The sequence below is a fragment of the Nocardia mikamii NBRC 108933 genome, from assembly GCF_001613505.1.
GTDB lineage: Bacteria > Actinomycetota > Actinomycetes > Mycobacteriales > Mycobacteriaceae > Nocardia > Nocardia mikamii.
The window spans coordinates 18,157-36,914 of record NZ_BDCM01000002.1 but is presented as its reverse complement, the minus strand read 5'-3'; the positions used below and the strand labels follow the sequence as shown (position 1 = coordinate 36,914).

General features: G+C 68.9%; 19 protein-coding genes. 11 read left to right on the top strand and 8 right to left on the bottom strand.

The window, feature by feature from the left end; translation table 11 throughout:
* Positions 1-17 precede the first annotated feature (17 nt).
* The 4 genes from NMI01S_RS00710 (at position 18) to NMI01S_RS00695 (ending at position 3,686) form a co-directional block, all read left to right on the top strand.
* On the top strand, positions 18-1,304 hold the full coding sequence (locus tag NMI01S_RS00710; protein ID WP_062994115.1) for a thymidine phosphorylase: 1,287 nt from the start codon (positions 18-20) through the stop codon (positions 1,302-1,304).
* Between the two features lie 152 nt (positions 1,305-1,456).
* The gene (locus NMI01S_RS00705; RefSeq protein WP_167669857.1) at positions 1,457-1,981 is read left to right on the top strand and encodes a DMT family transporter; all 525 of its coding nucleotides are present in this window, start codon (positions 1,457-1,459) and stop codon (positions 1,979-1,981) included.
* Complete coding sequence (locus NMI01S_RS00700; protein ID WP_062994113.1) at positions 1,978-2,481, top strand: DMT family transporter; 504 nt, start codon at positions 1,978-1,980, stop codon at positions 2,479-2,481. Before NMI01S_RS00705 ends, NMI01S_RS00700 begins: the two co-directional genes overlap by 4 nt.
* Positions 2,482-2,591: 110 nt before the next feature.
* The gene (locus tag NMI01S_RS00695; protein WP_062994112.1) at positions 2,592-3,686 is read left to right on the top strand and encodes an adenosine deaminase; all 1,095 of its coding nucleotides are present in this window, start codon (positions 2,592-2,594) and stop codon (positions 3,684-3,686) included.
* Positions 3,687-3,707: 21 nt separating this feature from the next.
* Here the strand turns inward: NMI01S_RS00695 and NMI01S_RS00690 are convergent, their stop codons facing one another.
* The 5 genes from NMI01S_RS00690 to NMI01S_RS00670 form a co-directional block, all read right to left on the bottom strand.
* Entirely contained in the window at positions 3,708-4,970 is a 1,263-nt protein-coding gene (locus tag NMI01S_RS00690) for a SatS C-terminal domain-containing protein (RefSeq protein WP_062994111.1), read from the bottom strand.
* A gap of 33 nt (positions 4,971-5,003) precedes the next feature.
* On the bottom strand, positions 5,004-5,336 hold the full coding sequence (locus NMI01S_RS00685; RefSeq protein WP_030513580.1) for a YbaB/EbfC family nucleoid-associated protein: 333 nt from the start codon (positions 5,334-5,336) through the stop codon (positions 5,004-5,006).
* A 106-nt stretch (positions 5,337-5,442) separates the two neighbouring features.
* Positions 5,443-5,790, bottom strand: a complete 348-nt coding sequence (locus NMI01S_RS00680) for a hypothetical protein (protein WP_036498400.1) — start codon at positions 5,788-5,790, stop codon at positions 5,443-5,445.
* Complete coding sequence (locus tag NMI01S_RS00675; protein WP_062994110.1) at positions 5,787-6,929, bottom strand: NlpC/P60 family protein; 1,143 nt, start codon at positions 6,927-6,929, stop codon at positions 5,787-5,789. The genes NMI01S_RS00680 and NMI01S_RS00675 overlap by 4 nt, the downstream gene beginning before the upstream one ends.
* Positions 6,926-7,246 carry a type VII secretion target gene (locus NMI01S_RS00670; RefSeq protein ID WP_036498448.1) on the bottom strand — a complete coding sequence of 107 codons (321 nt, stop codon included), beginning with the start codon at positions 7,244-7,246 and terminating at the stop codon, positions 6,926-6,928. Before NMI01S_RS00670 ends, NMI01S_RS00675 begins: the two co-directional genes overlap by 4 nt.
* Positions 7,247-7,392: 146 nt before the next feature.
* Between NMI01S_RS00670 and upp the strand changes: the two genes are divergently transcribed.
* Positions 7,393-8,022 carry a uracil phosphoribosyltransferase gene (gene upp / locus NMI01S_RS00665; protein WP_062994109.1) on the top strand — a complete coding sequence of 210 codons (630 nt, stop codon included), beginning with the start codon at positions 7,393-7,395 and terminating at the stop codon, positions 8,020-8,022.
* A 69-nt stretch (positions 8,023-8,091) separates the two neighbouring features.
* On the opposite strand, the gene NMI01S_RS00660 is transcribed toward upp, so the two are convergent.
* On the bottom strand, positions 8,092-9,717 hold the full coding sequence (locus tag NMI01S_RS00660; protein ID WP_062994108.1) for a phospho-sugar mutase: 1,626 nt from the start codon (positions 9,715-9,717) through the stop codon (positions 8,092-8,094).
* 9 nt (positions 9,718-9,726) lie between these two features.
* Positions 9,727-10,506 carry a purine-nucleoside phosphorylase gene (locus NMI01S_RS00655; RefSeq protein ID WP_062994107.1) on the bottom strand — a complete coding sequence of 260 codons (780 nt, stop codon included), beginning with the start codon at positions 10,504-10,506 and terminating at the stop codon, positions 9,727-9,729.
* Between the two features lie 101 nt (positions 10,507-10,607).
* Here NMI01S_RS00655 and NMI01S_RS00650 point away from each other — a divergent pair, with 101 nt between their 5' ends.
* The 4 genes from NMI01S_RS00650 to NMI01S_RS00635 all read left to right on the top strand — a co-directional run bounded on the left by NMI01S_RS00650 (position 10,608) and on the right by NMI01S_RS00635 (position 15,098).
* Positions 10,608-11,516, top strand: a complete 909-nt coding sequence (locus NMI01S_RS00650) for a ribonuclease Z (RefSeq protein ID WP_062994106.1) — start codon at positions 10,608-10,610, stop codon at positions 11,514-11,516.
* Between the two features lie 88 nt (positions 11,517-11,604).
* Positions 11,605-12,306: an enoyl-CoA hydratase-related protein gene (locus NMI01S_RS00645; protein WP_062994105.1), complete on the top strand. Its 702-nt coding sequence runs from the start codon at positions 11,605-11,607 to the stop codon at positions 12,304-12,306.
* 204 nt (positions 12,307-12,510) lie between these two features.
* The gene (locus NMI01S_RS00640; protein ID WP_062994244.1) at positions 12,511-13,686 is read left to right on the top strand and encodes a M20 family metallopeptidase; all 1,176 of its coding nucleotides are present in this window, start codon (positions 12,511-12,513) and stop codon (positions 13,684-13,686) included.
* A gap of 248 nt (positions 13,687-13,934) precedes the next feature.
* Complete coding sequence (locus tag NMI01S_RS00635) at positions 13,935-15,098, top strand: M20 family metallopeptidase (RefSeq protein ID WP_062994243.1); 1,164 nt, start codon at positions 13,935-13,937, stop codon at positions 15,096-15,098.
* A gap of 60 nt (positions 15,099-15,158) precedes the next feature.
* Here the strand turns inward: NMI01S_RS00635 and NMI01S_RS00630 are convergent, their stop codons facing one another.
* The gene (locus NMI01S_RS00630) at positions 15,159-15,641 is read right to left on the bottom strand and encodes a gamma-glutamylcyclotransferase family protein (protein WP_062994104.1); all 483 of its coding nucleotides are present in this window, start codon (positions 15,639-15,641) and stop codon (positions 15,159-15,161) included.
* 201 nt (positions 15,642-15,842) lie between these two features.
* Here NMI01S_RS00630 and NMI01S_RS00625 point away from each other — a divergent pair, with 201 nt between their 5' ends.
* Positions 15,843-17,261, top strand: a complete 1,419-nt coding sequence (locus tag NMI01S_RS00625) for an NAD(P)H-quinone dehydrogenase (protein WP_281186606.1) — start codon at positions 15,843-15,845, stop codon at positions 17,259-17,261.
* A 354-nt stretch (positions 17,262-17,615) separates the two neighbouring features.
* Positions 17,616-18,758 carry a hypothetical protein gene (locus NMI01S_RS00620; RefSeq protein ID WP_245716641.1) on the top strand — a complete coding sequence of 381 codons (1,143 nt, stop codon included), beginning with the start codon at positions 17,616-17,618 and terminating at the stop codon, positions 18,756-18,758.

Below are 18,758 nucleotides of genomic sequence, written 5' to 3'. Positions count from 1 at the left end.
CTGGAAGGCTTTTCGTCATGACCCATACGGCGGTGTCGGTGATCGCGGCCAAGCGCGACGGTGCGGAACTCGACGACGAGCAGATCGACTGGGTGGTCGACGCGTTCACTCGTGGCGAGGTCGCCGACGAACAGATGTCGGCCCTGGCGATGGCGATCGTGCTGCGCGGCATGACCCGCCGCGAACTCGACCGGTGGACCGCCGCGATGATCGCCTCCGGCCGGCGGATGGATTTCACGGACCTGCCCCGGCCGACCGTCGACAAACACTCCACGGGCGGGGTCGGCGACAAGATCACCCTGCCGCTGGCTCCTCTGGTGGCCGCCTGTGGGGCCGCGGTCCCGCAGCTGTCGGGCCGCGGCCTGGGGCATACCGGTGGAACCCTGGACAAGTTGGAGTCGATTCCGGGCTGGCGGGCCGATCTGGACCGCGCGCGGATGCGCTCGATCCTCACCGATCCGGAGATCGGCGCTGTGATCTGCGCGGCCGGTGCCGATCTGGCGCCGGCCGACAAGCGTCTGTACGCGTTGCGCGATGTGACCGGAACCGTGGAATCGGTTCCGCTCATCGCCAGTTCGATCATGAGCAAGAAGATCGCCGAGGGGACCGGCGCTCTCGTCCTGGATGTGAAGGTCGGCAGCGGCGCGTTCATGAAGAACTTCCGCGACGCTACCGAATTGGCCACGGCCATGGTCGAATTGGGGACCGATGCCGGGGTGCGGACGGTCGCGTTGCTGACGGCGATGGACACTCCGCTCGGACATACGGCGGGGAATGCGCTCGAGGTCGCCGAAGCGGTGGAGGTGCTGGCCGGGGGCGGCCCGGCGGATGTCGTCGAGCTGACGGTCGCACTGGCGCGAGAAATGGTGGCGCAGGCCGGAATTCACGATATCGATCCCGCCGATGCGCTGGCCGACGGCCGCGCGATGGATCGCTGGCGGGCGATGATCGCGGCGCAGGGCGGCGACCCCGGCGCGCCATTGCCGCGGGCCCGGCACACCGAAACCCTGGTGGCGCAGGAGTCGGGCATCCTCACCCGGCTGGATGCGATGGCGGTCGGCCTCGCCGCCTGGCGGCTCGGCGCCGGACGCGCTCGCCAGGGCGATCCCGTCCAGATCGGCGCGGGCATCGAAATGCACTGCAAGCCAGGCGATTCGGTGACGGCCGGGAAGCCGCTGTTCACCCTGCACACCGACTCCGAAGCGGCCGTACCCACGGCGATCGCGACGCTGCGGGCGGGATTCGACATCGGAGCGGTCCCGCCGACCGCGCATCCGCTGATCCTCGGCCGGATCGGGCTCTGAGCACAACGAGTGACCTGCCTATCGTGCCAATAACCAACGGCACGTCGTTCAGGTTGCTATTCTGTGCTCGCACGACCGCAGAACCCGGCTGGTGAGCAGATACCGCCTGCGTGCGGCGGCATTCGTTGTCACCTAGCGAAGGACGTGTGCTCGTGGGTGCTGTCGCTCTCGGACTCATCTTCGTGTTCATCCTGGCCGCCGGCGGATTACGGTCCGTCGAGGTCGGCTGCCAGAACACGCAGAAATTTCATCTCAAGAACATGTGGTTGTGCGCGGTGGTCTCCTACGCCGTCGCGCTTGCCGGATTCTCGGTGTTCCTCGTCATCTCGACCGTGGTCTCGCATTCGCCGTGGCCGACGTGGGCCGACGTGGAAAGAATGCCCTGGTGGGCGCCGTTCGGCGGGTTGATCGGCGGCGTCGCGGTGCTCGGCATGATCACCGTGGCCAAATATGTCGGTGTCGCCACCTTCAACGCCGTCGTCATCGTGGCCGAAATGCTGGTCGCGCTGGTGATGGACGACCTGGGCGCGATGGGTTTCGCCGAGCGCCACGCGACCCCGCCCCGGCTGCTGGCCGCCGCGCTGATCACCGTGGCCGTCTACCTCATGGCCAGCGATTCTCGCGAATCCGCGCCCCGGCCACCCGAATTCGTGCCGGCCGGGGAGGTGGCGCGATGACCGCCCGCACCACAGTCCGGCCTGCGACGCTCGGCCGCGGGGCGATGATCCTCGTCTTCGTTCTGATGCTCCTCGGCGGCGCACTGCGCTCGGTCGAGGCCGGATGCCAGAACTCGCTGAAACTCGCTTTGCACAACGTCTTTCTGTGCGGGGTGATCTCGTACGCGGTGGCGCTCGCCGGTGTCGGCGCGATATTCGCTGTGACACTGGCGATTTCACCGCGTCAGCCGTGGCCGTCGCGAGCGGATCTGAAGACGATGCCACGGTGGGCTCCCTTCGGCGGGCTCACCGGCGGCGCCGCCATCTTCGCGATGATCACCGTGGCCTCCAGCGTCGGAGTGAGCACGTTCAATGCCCTGATCATCGCCGGCCAGATGCTGCTGGCGGCGGTCATGGACCATTTCGGCGTCATGGGTTTCCCGCGCCGGCCGGTCAGCGCGCAACGACTGGCGGGCTGTGCGCTGATCGTCGTGGGCGCCTATCTGATGGCGAAGTACTGATCCGGGTCCGGCTACGCGCGGGCGACCATCGGGCGACGACAGCCCGGCGGGTAGATGCACACCGGGGCAAGTCGCCTGCGCGGTTCCGCGAATGCGGATAGCGTCGTTACATGACTGGACCGATGCCTTTGACTCTCGCCTCGATCCGCCAGGCCCCCAAGGCCGTGCTGCACGACCATCTCGACGGTGGCCTGCGTCCCGCGACCGTGCTCGAACTGGCCGAGGACTGCGGATACGACCAGCTACCCGCCACCGACGCGGAGGCGCTGGCGCACTGGTTCCGCGAAGCGGCCGACAGCGGATCGCTGGAGCGCTACCTCGAGACCTTCGCCCACACGGTGGCGGTGATGCAGACTCCGGAGGGGCTGCGGCGAGTGGCCCGCGAATGCGCGCTGGATCTGGCCGCCGACGGCGTGGTGTACGCCGAGGTCCGCTTCGCGCCCGAACAGCATCTCGAACGCGACCTCACCCTCGACGAGGTCGTCGAGCACACCCTGGCCGGGTTCCGCGAGGGGGAACGGCTGGCCGCCGAAGCCGGCACCCCCATCCGGGTGACCTGCCTGCTCACCGCCATGCGTCACGCCGCCCGCTCCCGTGAGATCGCCGAACTGACGGTGCGCTTCCGGGACCGCGGCGTCGGCGGATTCGACATCGCCGGCGCGGAGGCGGGCTATCCGCCCTCGCGGCATCTGGACGCCTTCGAATACATGCGGGCCAACTGCGCGCAGTTCACCATCCACGCGGGGGAGGCGTTCGGACTGCCGTCGATCCACGAGGCGCTGGCGTTCTGCGGCTGCGATCGGCTCGGGCACGGGGTGCGGATCACCGACGACATCTTCGACAGCGACGGCGCCGAACCCACCCTCGGGCTGGTGGCCAATTACGTACGCGACAAACGGATTCCGCTCGAGCTGTGCCCCTCGTCGAATGTGCAGACCGGTGCGGTGCCTGCTCTGGACAAGCATCCGTTCGACCTGCTGGCTCGGTTGCGGTTCCGGGTCACGGTCAACACCGACAACCGGCTCATGAGCGATACCGATATGAGCCGCGAAATGCTGAAGCTGGTCGAAACCTTCGGTTACGGCTGGAGCGATCTGGAACGGTTCACCATCAACGCCATGAAGTCGGCGTTCATCCCGTTCCCGGACCGGCTGCGCATCATCGACGAGGTGATCAAGCCCGGTTACGCCGTCCTGATCGGATGACGACCCCGCCTCGGGAGCCGGCTAGCCCTTCTCCAGCCGGTTCTCGAAGGCCTGCTCCAGGGCACGCCAGCTCTCGGCCTCGGCGGTGAACGGCGGACTCGGCGCCAGCCGGGTCGGGTCCGGCTCCAGCAGATAGGAGACGTACCAGCCCAGCGGCGTCGACTTCGCCAGCGCCTGCTCGACCGAATCGTCGCCGACGTAATCGGCTGCGTCGGTGAACAATTCGACCGCCAGATCGAGCTGGTCGATGTCGACCGACTTGGGGCCCTGCCCCAGATCGTCGGCCAGACCCGGCAGCACGTAGACGTTCTCCTCGGTGACCTCGACCTCGAGCGATCCGTCGACCGCCGCCGTGCGGACCTCACCGTAGGTGCTGACCCGCGCCAGATCGTGGTCGTGATCGTCGGCCAGGTAGCGGGCCAGCGCGCGTTCGGAGGGGAAGACGGTGATGGTGCCGTTGCCGCCGAGGAACACCGGTTCGTCGTCCAGATAGCAACGCAGCGTGAAGAACTCGCCCTCGGAGGTGACGATCTTGACCGGGTCGATGCCGACCTCGTGCCAGAAGGTCTCCTCTTCGTCCTCGTCGTCTTCCTCGTCGGTCTCCTCGTCCTCGTCGAGGTCGACCGGTTCGATGTCGTCGTCGTCGGTGTCGGCGACGTCCTCGGCGTCGACGACGTTCTCCTCGGCGGCCAGCATTTCCGCCTCGGCCACGGCCAGCGCTTCGGCATCGACCTCGGGTGAGGCAACCACCGAATCGATGGCGTCGATGACCTGGTCCCAGTCCTTGGCGATCGCGTTGCCGACCTGATCCCACAGCTGTTCGCCGTCGCGCCCGACGAACGCGGTCACACCCGCCGGCAGTGCGCCGAGGACGGGGTGCGAGCCGAAGAACTTGGTGACCACCTCGAGTTCGCACACCTCGCCGATGGTGCGGACCATCTCGAGGGTCTCTTCCAGTTCGGCGACGGTCTCCGGGTCGGGCTCACCGGCCGCGAGCTCCGGGACGCCGACCAGATCGAAGACGTGCTCCTCCTGGGGCTCCAGCTCGGCGGCGGACAAACCGACGACGACCTTCCAGGACGGATGGTCCACCAGATCGTTGTCGTCGTTGGTCCGGATGAACGCGGCTAGCTCCGCGGGGGAGTCGAATCCGTAGAGCTCGTCCTCGTGACCGAGGAATGCCTCCCACTCGTCGTCACCGTCTCGCCAGCGCGGTGCCCACAGGGTGACCAGATCGCCGTCGGTGAGACCGAGCTCGATCGGGACGATGTCTCCAGAAGCCATGAACGGAAGCCTATCGAGCCATTGCCTTCGACACTATTCGGCCCGCCCCCCAACGTTTCCCGATTCGGGTGCGGTGAAGGCCGAATTCAGGGTGGCGACCACCTCCGAGCGCTGCTCTCCCGCATTCTGCGCAGCTTGCTGGCACGCCCAGATGATCAACTGGCCTACTTCGGCCGGAGAATGGGAGGTGACGGCCTCGGACAGGTCCAGGCCCACCAGGGCGCCGTCGCTGTCGACCTCGACGCTCACCGAACCGTCCTCGGCGGTGAAGCGACCGCGCACGTTCTTGAGGTTGTAGAGCGCGGCCTCGAGGGCCTCGAGTTTATTCGTCGCCGCGGCGACGAGGGCATCCATTTCCGCGCTCACAGTGCGTCCTTTCCGGCATATGCGCTGACGCTCACGCTGTGCTCATCAACCGTATGAACGGGGCGTTGCGTGGTCACGCTCCGCTGCCTCCTGCGCGCCTGACCGTTCATACGGGCCTCATCCAGCTGGTGGGTCCGGTGTCCTCGTCGTCCATGCGGTCGAGTTCGTCGACGGCTTCCTGGCGGGTGGGCAGGCCCAGTTTGTCCAGGATCTCGGTGGGCATGCCGGATTCGGCGAGCAGTTCGCGCCGGCGCGCCTTGGCGACGATCGCCGACCGCTTGGTCAGCCGCAGGATCTCCGCAGCCAAAGCCTGTGCGCCGTAACGGTATTCGCTGCGCTCGAATTTGATCTCCACCGGGATGCCCTGATCGGTGGCCCGCACGCTGATGGTGCCGGCGCGATTGGTGCTGGCGGCGACCGTGACGCTCGGGATCTGCTGCTGCGGCTGGCTCATGACGTCGGCCTGTAGAACCCGTGGAACGCCATTCCCATGTTCTCCGTTCGAATCGAGTCGATCTGCACCGGATCGCCGGCCTCGACCATCTGTCCGTTCCCGACGACCATCGCGACGTGACCGTCCCAGATGGCCAGATCACCCGGCATCACATCACCCGGGCTCACCGGTGTCGCGCCGGCGCTCTGATCGCAGGCGAGTCGGGGCAGGTCGACACCGGCTTCGCCGTAGGCCCATTTGGTCAGGCCGCTGCAGTCGAGCCCGGCGCCGGGGGTGTTACCGCCCCAGACGTACGGCGTGCCGCAGGCGCTGATCGCCGCCTTGACCGCAGTGGCGGCCTTCTGATTGGGCGCCTCGACCTGACTGCCGTCGGGCAGGGTGATCATGACGCCGCCGTGGCGGCCGGGCTTGTCGGCGCCGGACTGCTGAGCTCCGGGGGTTTTCGTCGCGCCCGAGCTCGACCGCGACTGCGTCGCCGCGGAGGCCGGGCTGGTCATACTGCTCATCATCGAACCGCCGCTCGACACCAGCCCGCCGAGCAGTGAACCGGCCGTCTGCGCACCGGTGCTCAGCGCGGGCGCGACGACCGAGGCCGCGGCCACCGGGGTGCCCGACATGGACGGCGTCGGCGGGGGCGGGGTCAGTTCGGTCATCGAGGTGGTGTGCGTGTCGAGTTCCGACCGCACCCGGCCGACCACACCCAGCGCCTGGCCGAAGTGGTCGATCGCCGAGTTGACCACGGTGATCAGTCCCGGGGGAGTCGTCAGCGCGGGTCCCAGCGCCGTGACCGACTGCACGAACGACTGGACGATTCCGTCGAGTTCCTTCTGTCCCGTCTGCACCGACGCGGCGGCCTGGCTGACCACATCGGCCATATCGTTGCCGCGATCCGACATCGTGGCCGCCGAGGTCTGCACCTTGAGCGCCTTGTCCATCGCGGCGTCGCCGCCACCACCGTTCCAGGCGTTGGTCATCTGATTGATGCTCGCGCTGCCGGCCTGGTGGATTCCGTCGAGGTGGGTGGACACCTGGCGTAGCGCGTCGGCCGGGCCGCCGACCGGCAGCACACCGGAGCCGAAGCTGGTGAGCAGATCGATGAGTGGTTGGGCGAGTGCGTCGAGATCGATGACGCCCGTCATCCGATCGGGCCTTCCGCGGCGCGCAGTGCGGCGGCGTGGGCGGCGTCGGTTTCGGAGTAGGTGGCGGCGGCGCCCGTCGCGGCGGCCCCCACGCTGCCCATCACCGCGGACAGTTCGCCGATCCCCGCGACATGTCCGGCGTGGGCCGCGGCATAGGCAGCGACGAAATCGCCCCCCACCAGTCCGAAGATCGGGCCGAGCAGGAGCGGGTCGGCCCCGGCGGCGCCCGCCGCGGCAACACCCATTTCACCGGCCAGTCCCGCGGCTGTGGCACCGTAGGCGGCGACGCCCTCGGTGTCGACCGAGATCTTGTGCATCAACATCCCCCATCGTGCTGGTCTGGTGGCAGATTACGTCATCCGAGTAGTTCGACGCATGCCCCTGCGCAACGGTTCCCACTCCGGTTGCGGAAATCCGCCCCGGGTTGGCGATTTCGAACCCCGGCAGACCTTATCGTTCCCTCATGCGTACGCATATCGTGGAACACCCGCTGACGGCCACCCTCCTGACGACCATGCGCGATGCCCGCACGTCCAACGCGGGTTTCCGGGCGGCCCTGGCCGATCTGACCGGATTCCTCGTCTACGAGGCACTGCGGGAAGCCCCGACGCACACCTTCGACATCGACACCCCGGTCGCGCCGACTCGGGGCGCCCGGCTGGCGAAACCACCGCTGCTCGTTCCGGTGTTGCGCGCCGGCCTCGGCATGGTCGACGCCGCCAGTGCGCTGATTCCGGAATCTCGCGTGGGTTTCGTCGGCGTGGCGCGCGACGAGCAGACTCATCGTCCGGTGCCGTACATGGAATCGCTGCCCGCGGATCTGTCGGGCCTACCGGTCTTCGTCCTCGATCCGATGCTGGCCACCGGCGGATCCATGCGCCACACCCTGGAACTGCTGTGCGCCCGCAACGCCACCGACATCACCGCCGTCTGTGTCGTCGCCGCCCCGGAAGGCATTGCCGCGTTGGAGAAGTCGGGCCTGCCGGTGCGGCTGGTGACCGCCGCCGTCGACTCCGGACTCAATGCCGACGCCTTCATCGTGCCGGGGCTCGGCGACGCCGGGGATCGGCAATTCGGACCGCGCCACGACTGATGTCGCCCGCCGGCGGCATCCGGCCGAACAGCGGGATCGGTAGGTCGGCTCGCCCGAGGGCTCAGCGGTTCACAAATTCTCGCAGAACTCGCGCAGGGCCGAGAGACGTTGTGCTGCAACTTCTTTCGACCGAGCAAGCGCGGCGCGGTCGCGAACCGGCTCGACGACCTCCAGATAGCATTTGAGTTTCGGCTCGGTGCCCGAGGGGCGGACGACGATGCGCTGCCCCTCGCCCTCGAAGATCAAGGCGTCGGTCCGCATCCGGCCGCGAACCGTCGACAGATCGGTGCAGGTGACGGGGACGCCCGCGATGACATCGGGTGGCGTATCGCGCAGGCGGGCAACGGCTTGCGCGGCGGCCGCCGAATCGGCCGGTCGCAGCGACACCTGGTCGCCGGCGTGCAGGCCGAACTCCACGGCGTAGTCGTCGAGGACGTCGAGCAGGCAACGCCCCTGCTCCCGCAGGCGAGCGGTGAGGTCGGCGGCGGCGACGGCGGCGGTGATGCCGTCCTTGTCGCGGACGGCGGCCGGGTCGACGCAGTGGCCGATGGCCTCCTCGTAGGCGTACACGAGGCCCTCACCGGCGCGGGCGAGCCACTTGAAGCCCGTGAGCGTTTCGGCGTAGCGGGCACCGCGTGCGGGCGCGAGCTTCCCGAGCAGCCGGGACGACACGACGGTGGTCGCGACCAGTGCCCCCGGTGCCGCATTGCGCAACACGTAATCGGCCAGCAGGACACCGGTTTCGTCGCCGCGCAGCATGCGCCACCCGTCCGGACCGGGCACCGCGATCGCGCAGCGGTCGGCATCGGGGTCGAGTGCGATGGCCAGGTCGGCATCGATCTTCCGCGCCAGAGCCAGCAGCAGGTCGGCCGCGCCCGGCTCTTCGGGATTGGGGAAGGCCACGGTCGGGAAGTCGGGGTCGGGGGCGAACTGCTCGTCGACGACGTGGACGTCCGGGAATCCGGCGGCGGCGAGCGCGGCCACCGCCGTCTCGCCGCCGACGCCGTGCATGGGCGTCAGCGCGATCCGGATATCAGGGCGCCGCAGCGTCATTCGCTCGCCGTCGGGTTCGCCGGGCGGACCGGCGTGGCGTGCCTCGTGGCTCGTATGGACCGGAATCGTCCGCGCGCCGCCGATCGTCTCGGGCACGGCGGCGGCTCGCGCCAGATAGCGGCGAAGGAGTTCCTCGCCGAGGTCGGCTCGGGTGGCATCGTCGGGCAGCGACAGGATCGACGGCGATGGGGCGCCGGTCGCCGGTTCGGTGCGCGCGATCGGTTCGGTGACCGCATCGATGCAGCGTTCGATCTCGGCGTCGGCGGGCGGGATCAGCTGGGAACCGCCGTCCAGGTAGAGCTTGTAACCGTTGTCGGTGGCGGGGTTGTGGGACGCGGTGATCTGCACACCGGCCACCGCCCCCAATTCCCGGACCGCGAACGCCACGATCGGCGTCGGTAGCGGGCGTGGCAGCAGCAGCACCGAAAAGCCCGCTGCCGCAAATACTTCCGCGGTGACGGAGGCGAACTCCGCGGAGCCGTGGCGGGCGTCGCGGCCGACGATCACCAGGCCGCCGCCCAGACAGCGTTCCCGAAGCCACACCGCCACACCGGCGCTCGCGCGCGCCACCGTGCCGACGTTCATCCCGTCCGGCCCGTCCTGCAGAGGGCCGCGCAGACCTGCGGTTCCGAATCGCAACATGGCGCCCGCCTACAGCCGTTCCAGCACACCGCGCAGCAGTTTGCCCAATCTCGGTGCGGCGGCCTGCCCTTCGGCGAGCACCTCCTGGTGCGACAGCGGCGCGCCGGTCACGCCCGCGGCCAGATTGGTCACCAGCGAGATGCCCAGCAGCCGCAGGCCCAGCGAGCGGGCCGCGATCGCCTCCAGCACGGTCGACATGCCGACCAGATCGGCGCCCATGCCGCCCAGCATGCGGATCTCGGCGGGGGTCTCGTACTGCGGACCGTTGAGGCCCGCGTAGACGCCCTCGGTCAGCGAGGGGTCGATTTCCCTTGCCAGCGTGCGTAATCCGGGGTCCCAGGCATCGACCATGTTGACGAACGCGGCACCGGTGAGCGGGGTGCGGCCGGTGAGATTGAGGTGATCGTTGATCAGTACCGGCTCGCCGACCCGCAGGCCCGGTCGGATACCGCCCGCGGCGTTGGTGAGGATCACCGTCTGCGCACCCGCCGCGGCCGCCGCGTGTACCGCGTGCACCACCCGGTGCGGTTCGTAGCCCTCGTAGAGGTGCTGGCGGCCCATCATCAGCAGGACCGGCACCTCGCCGACTCGGACCGAATGCACGATGCCCTGATGTCCCTGGGCCGTCGGCGGTTCGAAGCCGGGGAGTTCGGTCATCGGAATCGACGCCCGCGGCGCTCCGATCTCGGTGGCGGCGGACTGCCAGCCGGATCCGAGGATCACCGCGACCCGATGGTGCGCGACTCCCGTACGTGTGGCGATCGCCTCGGCGGCCTGTTCGGCAAGCATGCGCCCACGATAGTGCGCCGACGGGCCGGTTGTGCGCGTCGCGGGCCGGACACGAGTGCCGCCGCCGGGCGCGGCCGGCGGGGCGAGGGCAGGATGGTGCCGTGCGTGAACTCGTGGTCCTCGGGACGGCCAGTCAGGTGCCGACCCGCCGGCGCAATCACAACGGATATCTGTTGCGCTGGGACGGTGACGGCCTGCTGTTCGACCCCGGCGAGGGGACCCAGCGGCAGATGCTGTTCGCGGGGGTTTCGGCGAGTGGCATCACCCGCATCGGCCTGACCCATTTCCACGGCGACCACTGCCTCGGCCTGCCCGGGGTGCTGGCGCGGCTCAATCTGGATCAGGTCACCCATCCGGTCGACATCTGCTTCCCGGGATCGGGTGCGGAACTGCTCGGACATCTCCGCGGCGTGGTGCCCGCCTTTCCCGGTCTGCGCGAGCATCCGATCGATACGGACGGCCCGGTGCCGCTGCCGGACGCGCCGTTCACCTTCGAGGCGGTGCGGCTGTCGCATCGCATCGACACCTTCGGCTATCGGCTCGTCGAACCCGACAGCTATCGGATCCTGCCGGAGCGGCTCGCCGAATTCGGCCTGGCGGGTCCCATGGTCGGGACGCTGCAGCGCGAAGGTGCGATCCGGCTGCCCGACGGTCGCACGGTCACGGTCGAGGAGGTGTCGGTTCCGCGGCCCGGGCAACGTTTCGCCTTCGTGATGGACACCCGAATGTGTTCGGGCGTAGCGGAATTGGCCGAAGGCGCCGATATGCTCGTCATCGAGTCGACCTTCCTGGAGGCCGAGGCGCAGCTGGCCGACGATTTCGGCCACCTCACCGCCGGGCAGGCGGCGCGGGTGGCCGCGGCGGCAGGCGTGCGAACGCTCGTGCTCACCCATTTCTCGCAGCGCTACGGCGATCTGGCCGGGCACCGGGCCGAGGCGCAGCGGTATTTCGACGGGGAATTGGTGATCGCCGAGGACCTGATCCGGGTGCCGCTCCCGCCGCGTCGCTGACCGGCGCGCGGGCAGTGATGACAACTCGCCGGTAACTTGGCCGGGGGTGTGATGCGGGCGTTCATTCGGAGCTGCATATTCTCTGCGTATGCCGTACTTGGACCGTGACGGGGACGTATTCGTGCTCTACCTCGGCAACGAGGGTCAGACCGACAGCGAGAACCGCTTCCATCCCGACTGGATCGACGCCATCCACGCGAAACTGGACGAGGTCGAGGCTGCCGAGGGGCCGGCGGCGCTGGTCACGGTGGCCACCGGAAAATTCTTCAGCAACGGCCTGGACACCGACTGGCTGTTCGGCAACATGGACAAGATGCACTGGTACCTGGACCGGGTGCACACCGTCTTCAGCCGGCTGCTGACGTTCGGCATGCCGACCGTCGCCGCGCTGAACGGGCACGCCTTCGGCGCGGGCGCCATGCTGGCCACCTCGCACGACTTCCGGGTGATGCGCTCGGATCGCGGGTACTGGTGCCTGCCCGAGGTCCATCTGGGAATGCCGTTCACGGTGGCGATGAACGCGCTCGTCACCGAGCGGCTGGCCAATCAGGTGGCACTCGAGGCGATGACCACCGGCCGCCGCTACGGCGCCGCCGACGCGATCGCCGCGGGCATCGTCGACGAGGCGGCCGAGGCCGACGGCGTGCTGGCCGCGGCCGTCGCGCGGGCCGCGGCACTGACCGGCAACCGCAAGCCCAACCTGCCGGTTATCAAGCGTGCGCTGCACGGACGGGCGCTCGCGGGCCTGAATACCCCGACGACACCGGAAAATCTCGCCTTCGGCTCCTGAACACCCGATGATCATCGCGTGGCGCACAGTGCGAGACTGTGTGCCATGCCACGCAGCGGGGACGAACGCAGCTGGAGTCGCACGGACCGGTCGGCGCACCGGGCCGCGGCATCCGGCTGCGCCCGCGCCGACGACGCCCGTGCCGACGCCGACGATCTCCGTGCCGGCGACGCCGATGCCTCGGTAGATCCCGCGGATCCGGCCCTGCTCGCCGCCGCCGATGCCGCCGTCACGGCGGCCGAATCGGAATTGATCGTCCTCTCGCATTCCATCCACGCCGAACCCGAACTGGCGTTCGCCGAGCACCGCAGTGTGGCCAAGACGCTGGCACCGTTGCGCGAGCGCGGGTTCCGGATCGAGATACCGGTCGCGGACCTGGACACCGCCTTCGTCGCCACCTTCGGCAGCGGCGAGCTCGTGGTGGGAATCTGCGCCGAATACGACGCCTTGCCCGAGATCGGTCACGCCTGCGGTCACAACATCATCGCCGCGGCCGCGGTGGGCGCGGGGCTGGCCCTGGCCGAGGTGGCCGATCGGTGCGGTCTGACCGTGAAGGTATTCGGCACGCCGGCCGAGGAGAGCGGCGGCGGCAAGGTGCTGATGCTCGAGCGCGGCGTCTTCGACGGGGTCGCGATGGCCCTGATGGTGCATCCCGGTCCGCTGGACATCGTGGGCGCGCGGTCGCTGGCCCTGGCCGATCTATCGGTGTCCTTCCACGGCCGCGAAGCCCATGCCAGCGCCGCGCCGGAGTACGGCCGCAACGCCGGGGACGCCGCCACCGTCGCGCAGGTGGCGCTGGGTCTGCTACGTCAGCATCTGCGCCCGGGCCAGCAACTGCACGGTATAGTCGAGTCGGGCGGTGTTGCCCCGAATATCGTGCCCGGCCATGCGGAACTGTTGTATTACCTGCGGGCAGACGATTCCGCATCCCTCGACGATCTGCTGCAGCGCGCCTCGGCCTGCTTCGAGGCGGGAGCGCTGGCGACCGGATGCACCCATGAAATCCGGGCGCTGGCGCCCACATATACCGAGCTCACGCCGGATTCCGCACTACTGTGTGCCTACCGCGAGCAGATCATCGGTATGGGTCGCATGCCGCTCGCGCCGGAACTCGAGGCAGCACGGCCGCTGGGCAGTACCGATATGGGCAATGTCACCAACGTCATTCCCGGCATCCACCCGGTTATCGGCATCGAGGCGAACGGCGCGGTGACACACCAGCGGGAGTTCGCCGCGGCCTGTGTGACGCCGTCGGCCGATCTCGCGGTGAGTGACGGCGCGCGGGCACTGGCCCGTACCGCAATTCAGGTTGCGGGCGATCAACTACACAGGGACAGGTTGTTGGAGCGCAGTATTCAGCGACAGGAGGAAATTCGGTGAGCACGATCGGCCGGTCATCACCGGCGGGCCGCGAGGGAGATGCCGCGGCGGGTCGCGGTGACGATGCCGCGACCGGTTCGGAGGACGACTCCGCGACCGGTTCGCGCCCTTCCGCGGCGGCGGGCCGCACGGCCGGTGGCTCTGGCCTGCAGAGCAAGGCGGTGGCTTCCGGCCTGCAGAGCAAGGCGCTGGGCCCGGAGGCCGGTACCTGTCGCCACACCGGACTCGCGACCGGACGGCAGGCGGAGATCACGGCCGGACAGGCCGCGGTCGAGGCGTGGCTGAGCGAGCACGGGGACGATCTGATCGGCTGGCGCCGTCACATCCACGCCAATCCGGAACTGTCCCGCGCCGAGCACGGCACCACCGAATTCGTCGAATCCTGGCTGGTGAAGGCCGGTCTGGAACCGCGCAAACTACCCACCGGCACCGGGCTGATCTGCGATATCGGCCCGGCCGGGCCGCGCCTGGCACTGCGCGCCGATATGGACGCGCTGCCGCTGCAGGAGTACACCGGGCAGCCGTTCGCCTCGACCGTTCCCGGCGTATCCCACGCCTGCGGGCACGACGCGCACACCTCGATCCTGCTCGGCACCGCCCTGGCCCTCGCGGAGGTGGGCGACCTCCCGGTCGGCGTGCGGCTGGTGTTCCAGCACGCCGAGGAGGTCATGCCCGGCGGTGCCATCGATATGGTCGCCGCCGGTGCGATGGACGACGTCACGCGCGTCTTCGCCCTGCACTGCGATCCCCGGCTCGAGGTCGGGCGGATCGGGGTGCGGGTCGGCGCCATCACCTCGGCCGCCGACACCGTGGAACTGGTGCTGGACTCACCGGGCGGGCATACCTCCCGGCCGCATCTGACCAGCGATCTGGTCTATGCCATCGGCACTGTCATCACCGGCCTGCCGGGTCTGCTGAGCCGCCGCATCGATCCGCGGACCAGCACGGTGATGGTGTGGGGCGCGGTATCGGCGGGTAAGGCGCCCAATGCGATTCCGCAGACCGGCATGCTGACCGGGACCGTGCGGACCGGTGATCACACCACCTGGTCGTTGCTCGAGCCGATGGTCCGCGAGATCGTCGACGGGCTGCTCGCCCCGACCGGTGTGCGATATCAGCTGAACTACAAGCGCGGCGTCCCGCCGGTGGTCAACGACGAATTCTCCACCCGGATGTTCGAGGACGCGATTCTCGGTCTGGGGCCGGACGCGCTGTCGGATACGCCGCAGTCGGGCGGTGGTGAGGACTTCTCCTGGTACCTCGAGGAGGTTCCGGGTGCGATGGCGCGGCTGGGCGTGTGGTCGGGTGAGGGACCGCAACTGGACATTCACCAGCCGACCTTCGACATCGACGAACGCGCGCTGGCGGCCGGCGTGCGCGTGATGACCAATCTGGTCCTGCAGGCACGCTGATCGCATGGCCCGTCGGGTGGCGAACCCGGCGGGCTGTCCGGCTCCGTCCCGGCGGGCCGGCTACATCGAGCCGAAGGTCCCCGGGCCCACGTTGCGGCTGTTGCGGGTGCGCAGCGCGTGGACGTAATCGCCCGGAGCCCCGGCCTTTTCGGCCGCGTCGGCGATCACGCCGATGTAGCGGGCGGAGGGCAGCCCGCCCTCGTAGGCATCCAGCACGTACAGCCACGCCAGCACCGGCTGTGTACCCGTCCCCGAAGTGGGCGAGACCCGGAGCCGGATCTTCTTGTGGATACCGAAATCCGAACCCTCCCACCGGTCGAGGCTCTCCTCGTCCTCGGCCGAGACGTCGTACAGCACGACGAACACCCGGGAGCCCGGATCCTCGACCACCGTCGCGAGCGGGCCTTCCCAGCCGATGTCGTCGCCGGCGAAGGTCAGGCGCCACCCTTCCAGCCAGCCCGTTCCGTAGACGGGGGAGTGCGGACAGCGCTTGAGCATCTGCTCCGGGTCCATATTGGATCCGTAGGCGGCGTATATCGGCACCTGGCAAGAGTATCGAATGTAGGGACCGCTTGTTTCGATCCGGCCGGGTTCGGGCCGTGCCAGTCTCCGGCGGGGCGGGCGGATGTCCGGAGAATTACCGGTAGGTGACACGCGCAACGTCACCCCTGACGCGGTCAAAACGATGAGGAGCAGGACCGATAACGTTGACGGCAGTGCCGGAGATCCCGGCCGCACGGCTCGATAGCGGAGGTACACATGGCCCGCATTGCAATCATCGGGGGCGGCCCCGCCGGCTACGAGGCGGCGTTGGTGGCAGCTCAGCACGGAGCCACGGTCACCGTGATCGACTCCGACGGTATCGGTGGCGCGTGCGTGCTGTGGGACTGCGTCCCGTCCAAGACCTTCATCGCTTCGACCGGTGTGCGCACCGATCTGCGCCGCGCGCGTGATCTGGGCATCACGCTGCACGTGGCGCAGGCGCAGGTGCGGCTGTCGGAGGTGAACTCCCGGGTGAAGGCGCTGGCGCAGGCGCAGTCGTCCGATATCCGCTCCAAACTGCAGGCCGCCGGCGTCACCATTCTCAACGGCCGCGGTCAGCTGATCGACCAGATCGCCGGTCTGGCCACACATCTGGTGCGCGCGACGCTCGCCGACGGCACCGAACGGGTGATGGAGGCCGAGATCGTCCTGATCGCCACCGGCGCCAGCCCGCGGGTACTGCGCGGCGCCGAACCCGACGGTGAACGCATCCTCACCTGGCGTCAGCTCTACGACCTGAAGGAACTGCCGGAAACGCTCGTCGTCGTCGGCTCCGGTGTCACCGGCGCGGAATTCGTCTCCGCCTACACCGAGATGGGCGTGAAGGTGAAATTGGTCTCCAGCCGCGACCGGATGATGCCGGGGGAGGACGCCGATGCCGCGCTGGTCCTCGAGGACGCTCTGGCCGAACGCGGGGTGGAACTCGTCAAACAGGCCCGTGCCGACGCCGTCGAGCGGACCGCGGACGGGATCGTGGTCAAACTGTCCGACGGGCGCACGGTCACCGGCTCCCACGCTCTGATGACGGTCGGTTCCACGCCCAACACCCAGGATCTGGGCCTCGAGCGCATCGGCATCGAACTCGACCGCGGCGGCTATCTGCGCGTCGACCGCGTCTCGCGGACGGCGGTGCCCGGGATCTATGCCGCCGGTGACTGCACCGGGCTGCTGCCGCTGGCCTCCGTCGCGGCGATGCAGGGCCGGATCGCGATGTATCACGCGCTCGGCGAGGGAGTGCAGCCGATCCGGTTGAAGACGGTGGCCTCCGCGGTGTTCACCCGGCCCGAGATCGCCACGGTCGGTGTCAGCCAGACCGCGATCGACAACGGTGAGGTGCCCGCGCGCACGGTGATGTTGCCGCTCAACACCAATCCGCGCGCCAAGATGTCGGGCCTGCGCCGCGGCTTCGTGAAGATCTTCTGCCGGCCGGCCACCGGCGTGGTGATCGGTGGCGTGGTGGTCGCGCCCATCGCCTCCGAACTCATCCTGCCGATCGCGATCGCGGTCCAGAACAATCTGACGGTGAACGACCTGGCCCAGACGTTCTCGGTATACCCCTCGCTCTCGGGATCGGTCACCGAGGCGGCGCGGCAGTTGATGCGTCACGACGATCTGGGCTAGTGGGCGGCGACTGTTTCAAATGCGCTGGCCCGCTTGATCTTTTGCCGGACGGGGTGCGGCTTCCCACAGCCGGGTAGCACCGGTTGCCTGAAACTTGTTCGTGTGGTTCACTTCCGGCAGAGGTGTCAGTGGTGGGCGGTTGGCAGGTTCACGTTGCGGGGGGAATGCATCTTTCCCGGGCCGGGAATCCGCGAGCGGCTCGCGGACCGCAGCAGGGTGCGGGCCGGACATCGATGAGGGACGAATGGAGACGGCCCCATCGAGCGGCGTTCGTCGGTCGGTGGCACTGGCCGAGCTCGGGAAAGGGATTGCGAGACAGTGAAACATCGTAAGCCGAGTCGGGCGCAGCGAGCGATGGCCACGACGTCGTTGCCACTGGCCACCGCGGCCGCCGTGGCGACCATCCTCGCGTCGGGTACGGCGAGTGCCGCGCCGGCCGATCAGCCGAGCGTGCCGACCACTCCGGCGCAGCCGGGCGCCACCAACGAGGCACCCGCGCCGGACAACAACAACGGCCAGGGTCAGAACGCGCCGGGCACGCAGGAGAACGCTCCGCAGAACGGTACCCAGCAGAACGGGCCGCAGCAGAACAACAACCAGCAGAACGGGACCCAGCAGAACGGGCCCCAGCGCAACGGCAACCCGCAGCCGGGCGTCACCACCCCCAATCAGCCGGGTGTCACGACTCCGAACCAGCCGGGCGTCACCACCCCGCAGCCGGGTGTCACGCCACCGAACCAGAACACGCCGAAGCCGGACCAGAACCTGGCCTCGCCGACGCAGCCGGGTGTGACCACCCCGCGCGTCGCGCCGCTGCCGGTGCCGGGTCAGGGCGGCCAGGTGCAGCCGGCCGTCGTTCCGGACCAGCCCACCCCCAACGGCCAGGCCGACCAGCTGAAGCCGGGTCAGCAGTCGCCGGACCAGACGGTCGGCACTCCGAACAAGCCGCAGTCGCAGAACGGCGGCAACGCGGACACGCTGCGTAGCCAGCAGGGCAACTCGACCCCGTCGCAGCAGGCGCAGTGGACCTCGCCGAGCCTGCAGGCCGCACCGGCCGCACCGGTCGTCCAGATGAACGGCCCGCACACCGAGGTCGGCGCCAACGTCGACGGCGGCGGGCTGCTGCCGGGCTACGTGGCCAACACCCACCACTTCAGCAACCTCGACGGATATGTCGGCACGGTGGGTTACAGCACTCCGAACGGAGTGGGTGACGCGGGTGTGTCGGTGGAGTTCGTCGAGGCGAACAAGATCAAGATCACCTCGTACACCCACGCCACCGGCTTCGACGATCTGAAGTCCGAGAACTACGTCGACACCACCGAGGCGAACGCGGCCAAGGCCGCCGTCGAGGGCTGGATCAAGCAGCAGCCGGGTGGTGCCGCAGCACTGGATGCGGCCGCTCAGATTGGTAGACTCCCGCAGGGTGATTTCGCTCCACAAACGGTGAATGTCGCTGGTGCGACCACACAGTGGGGTGGCACGGTCCAGTACTGA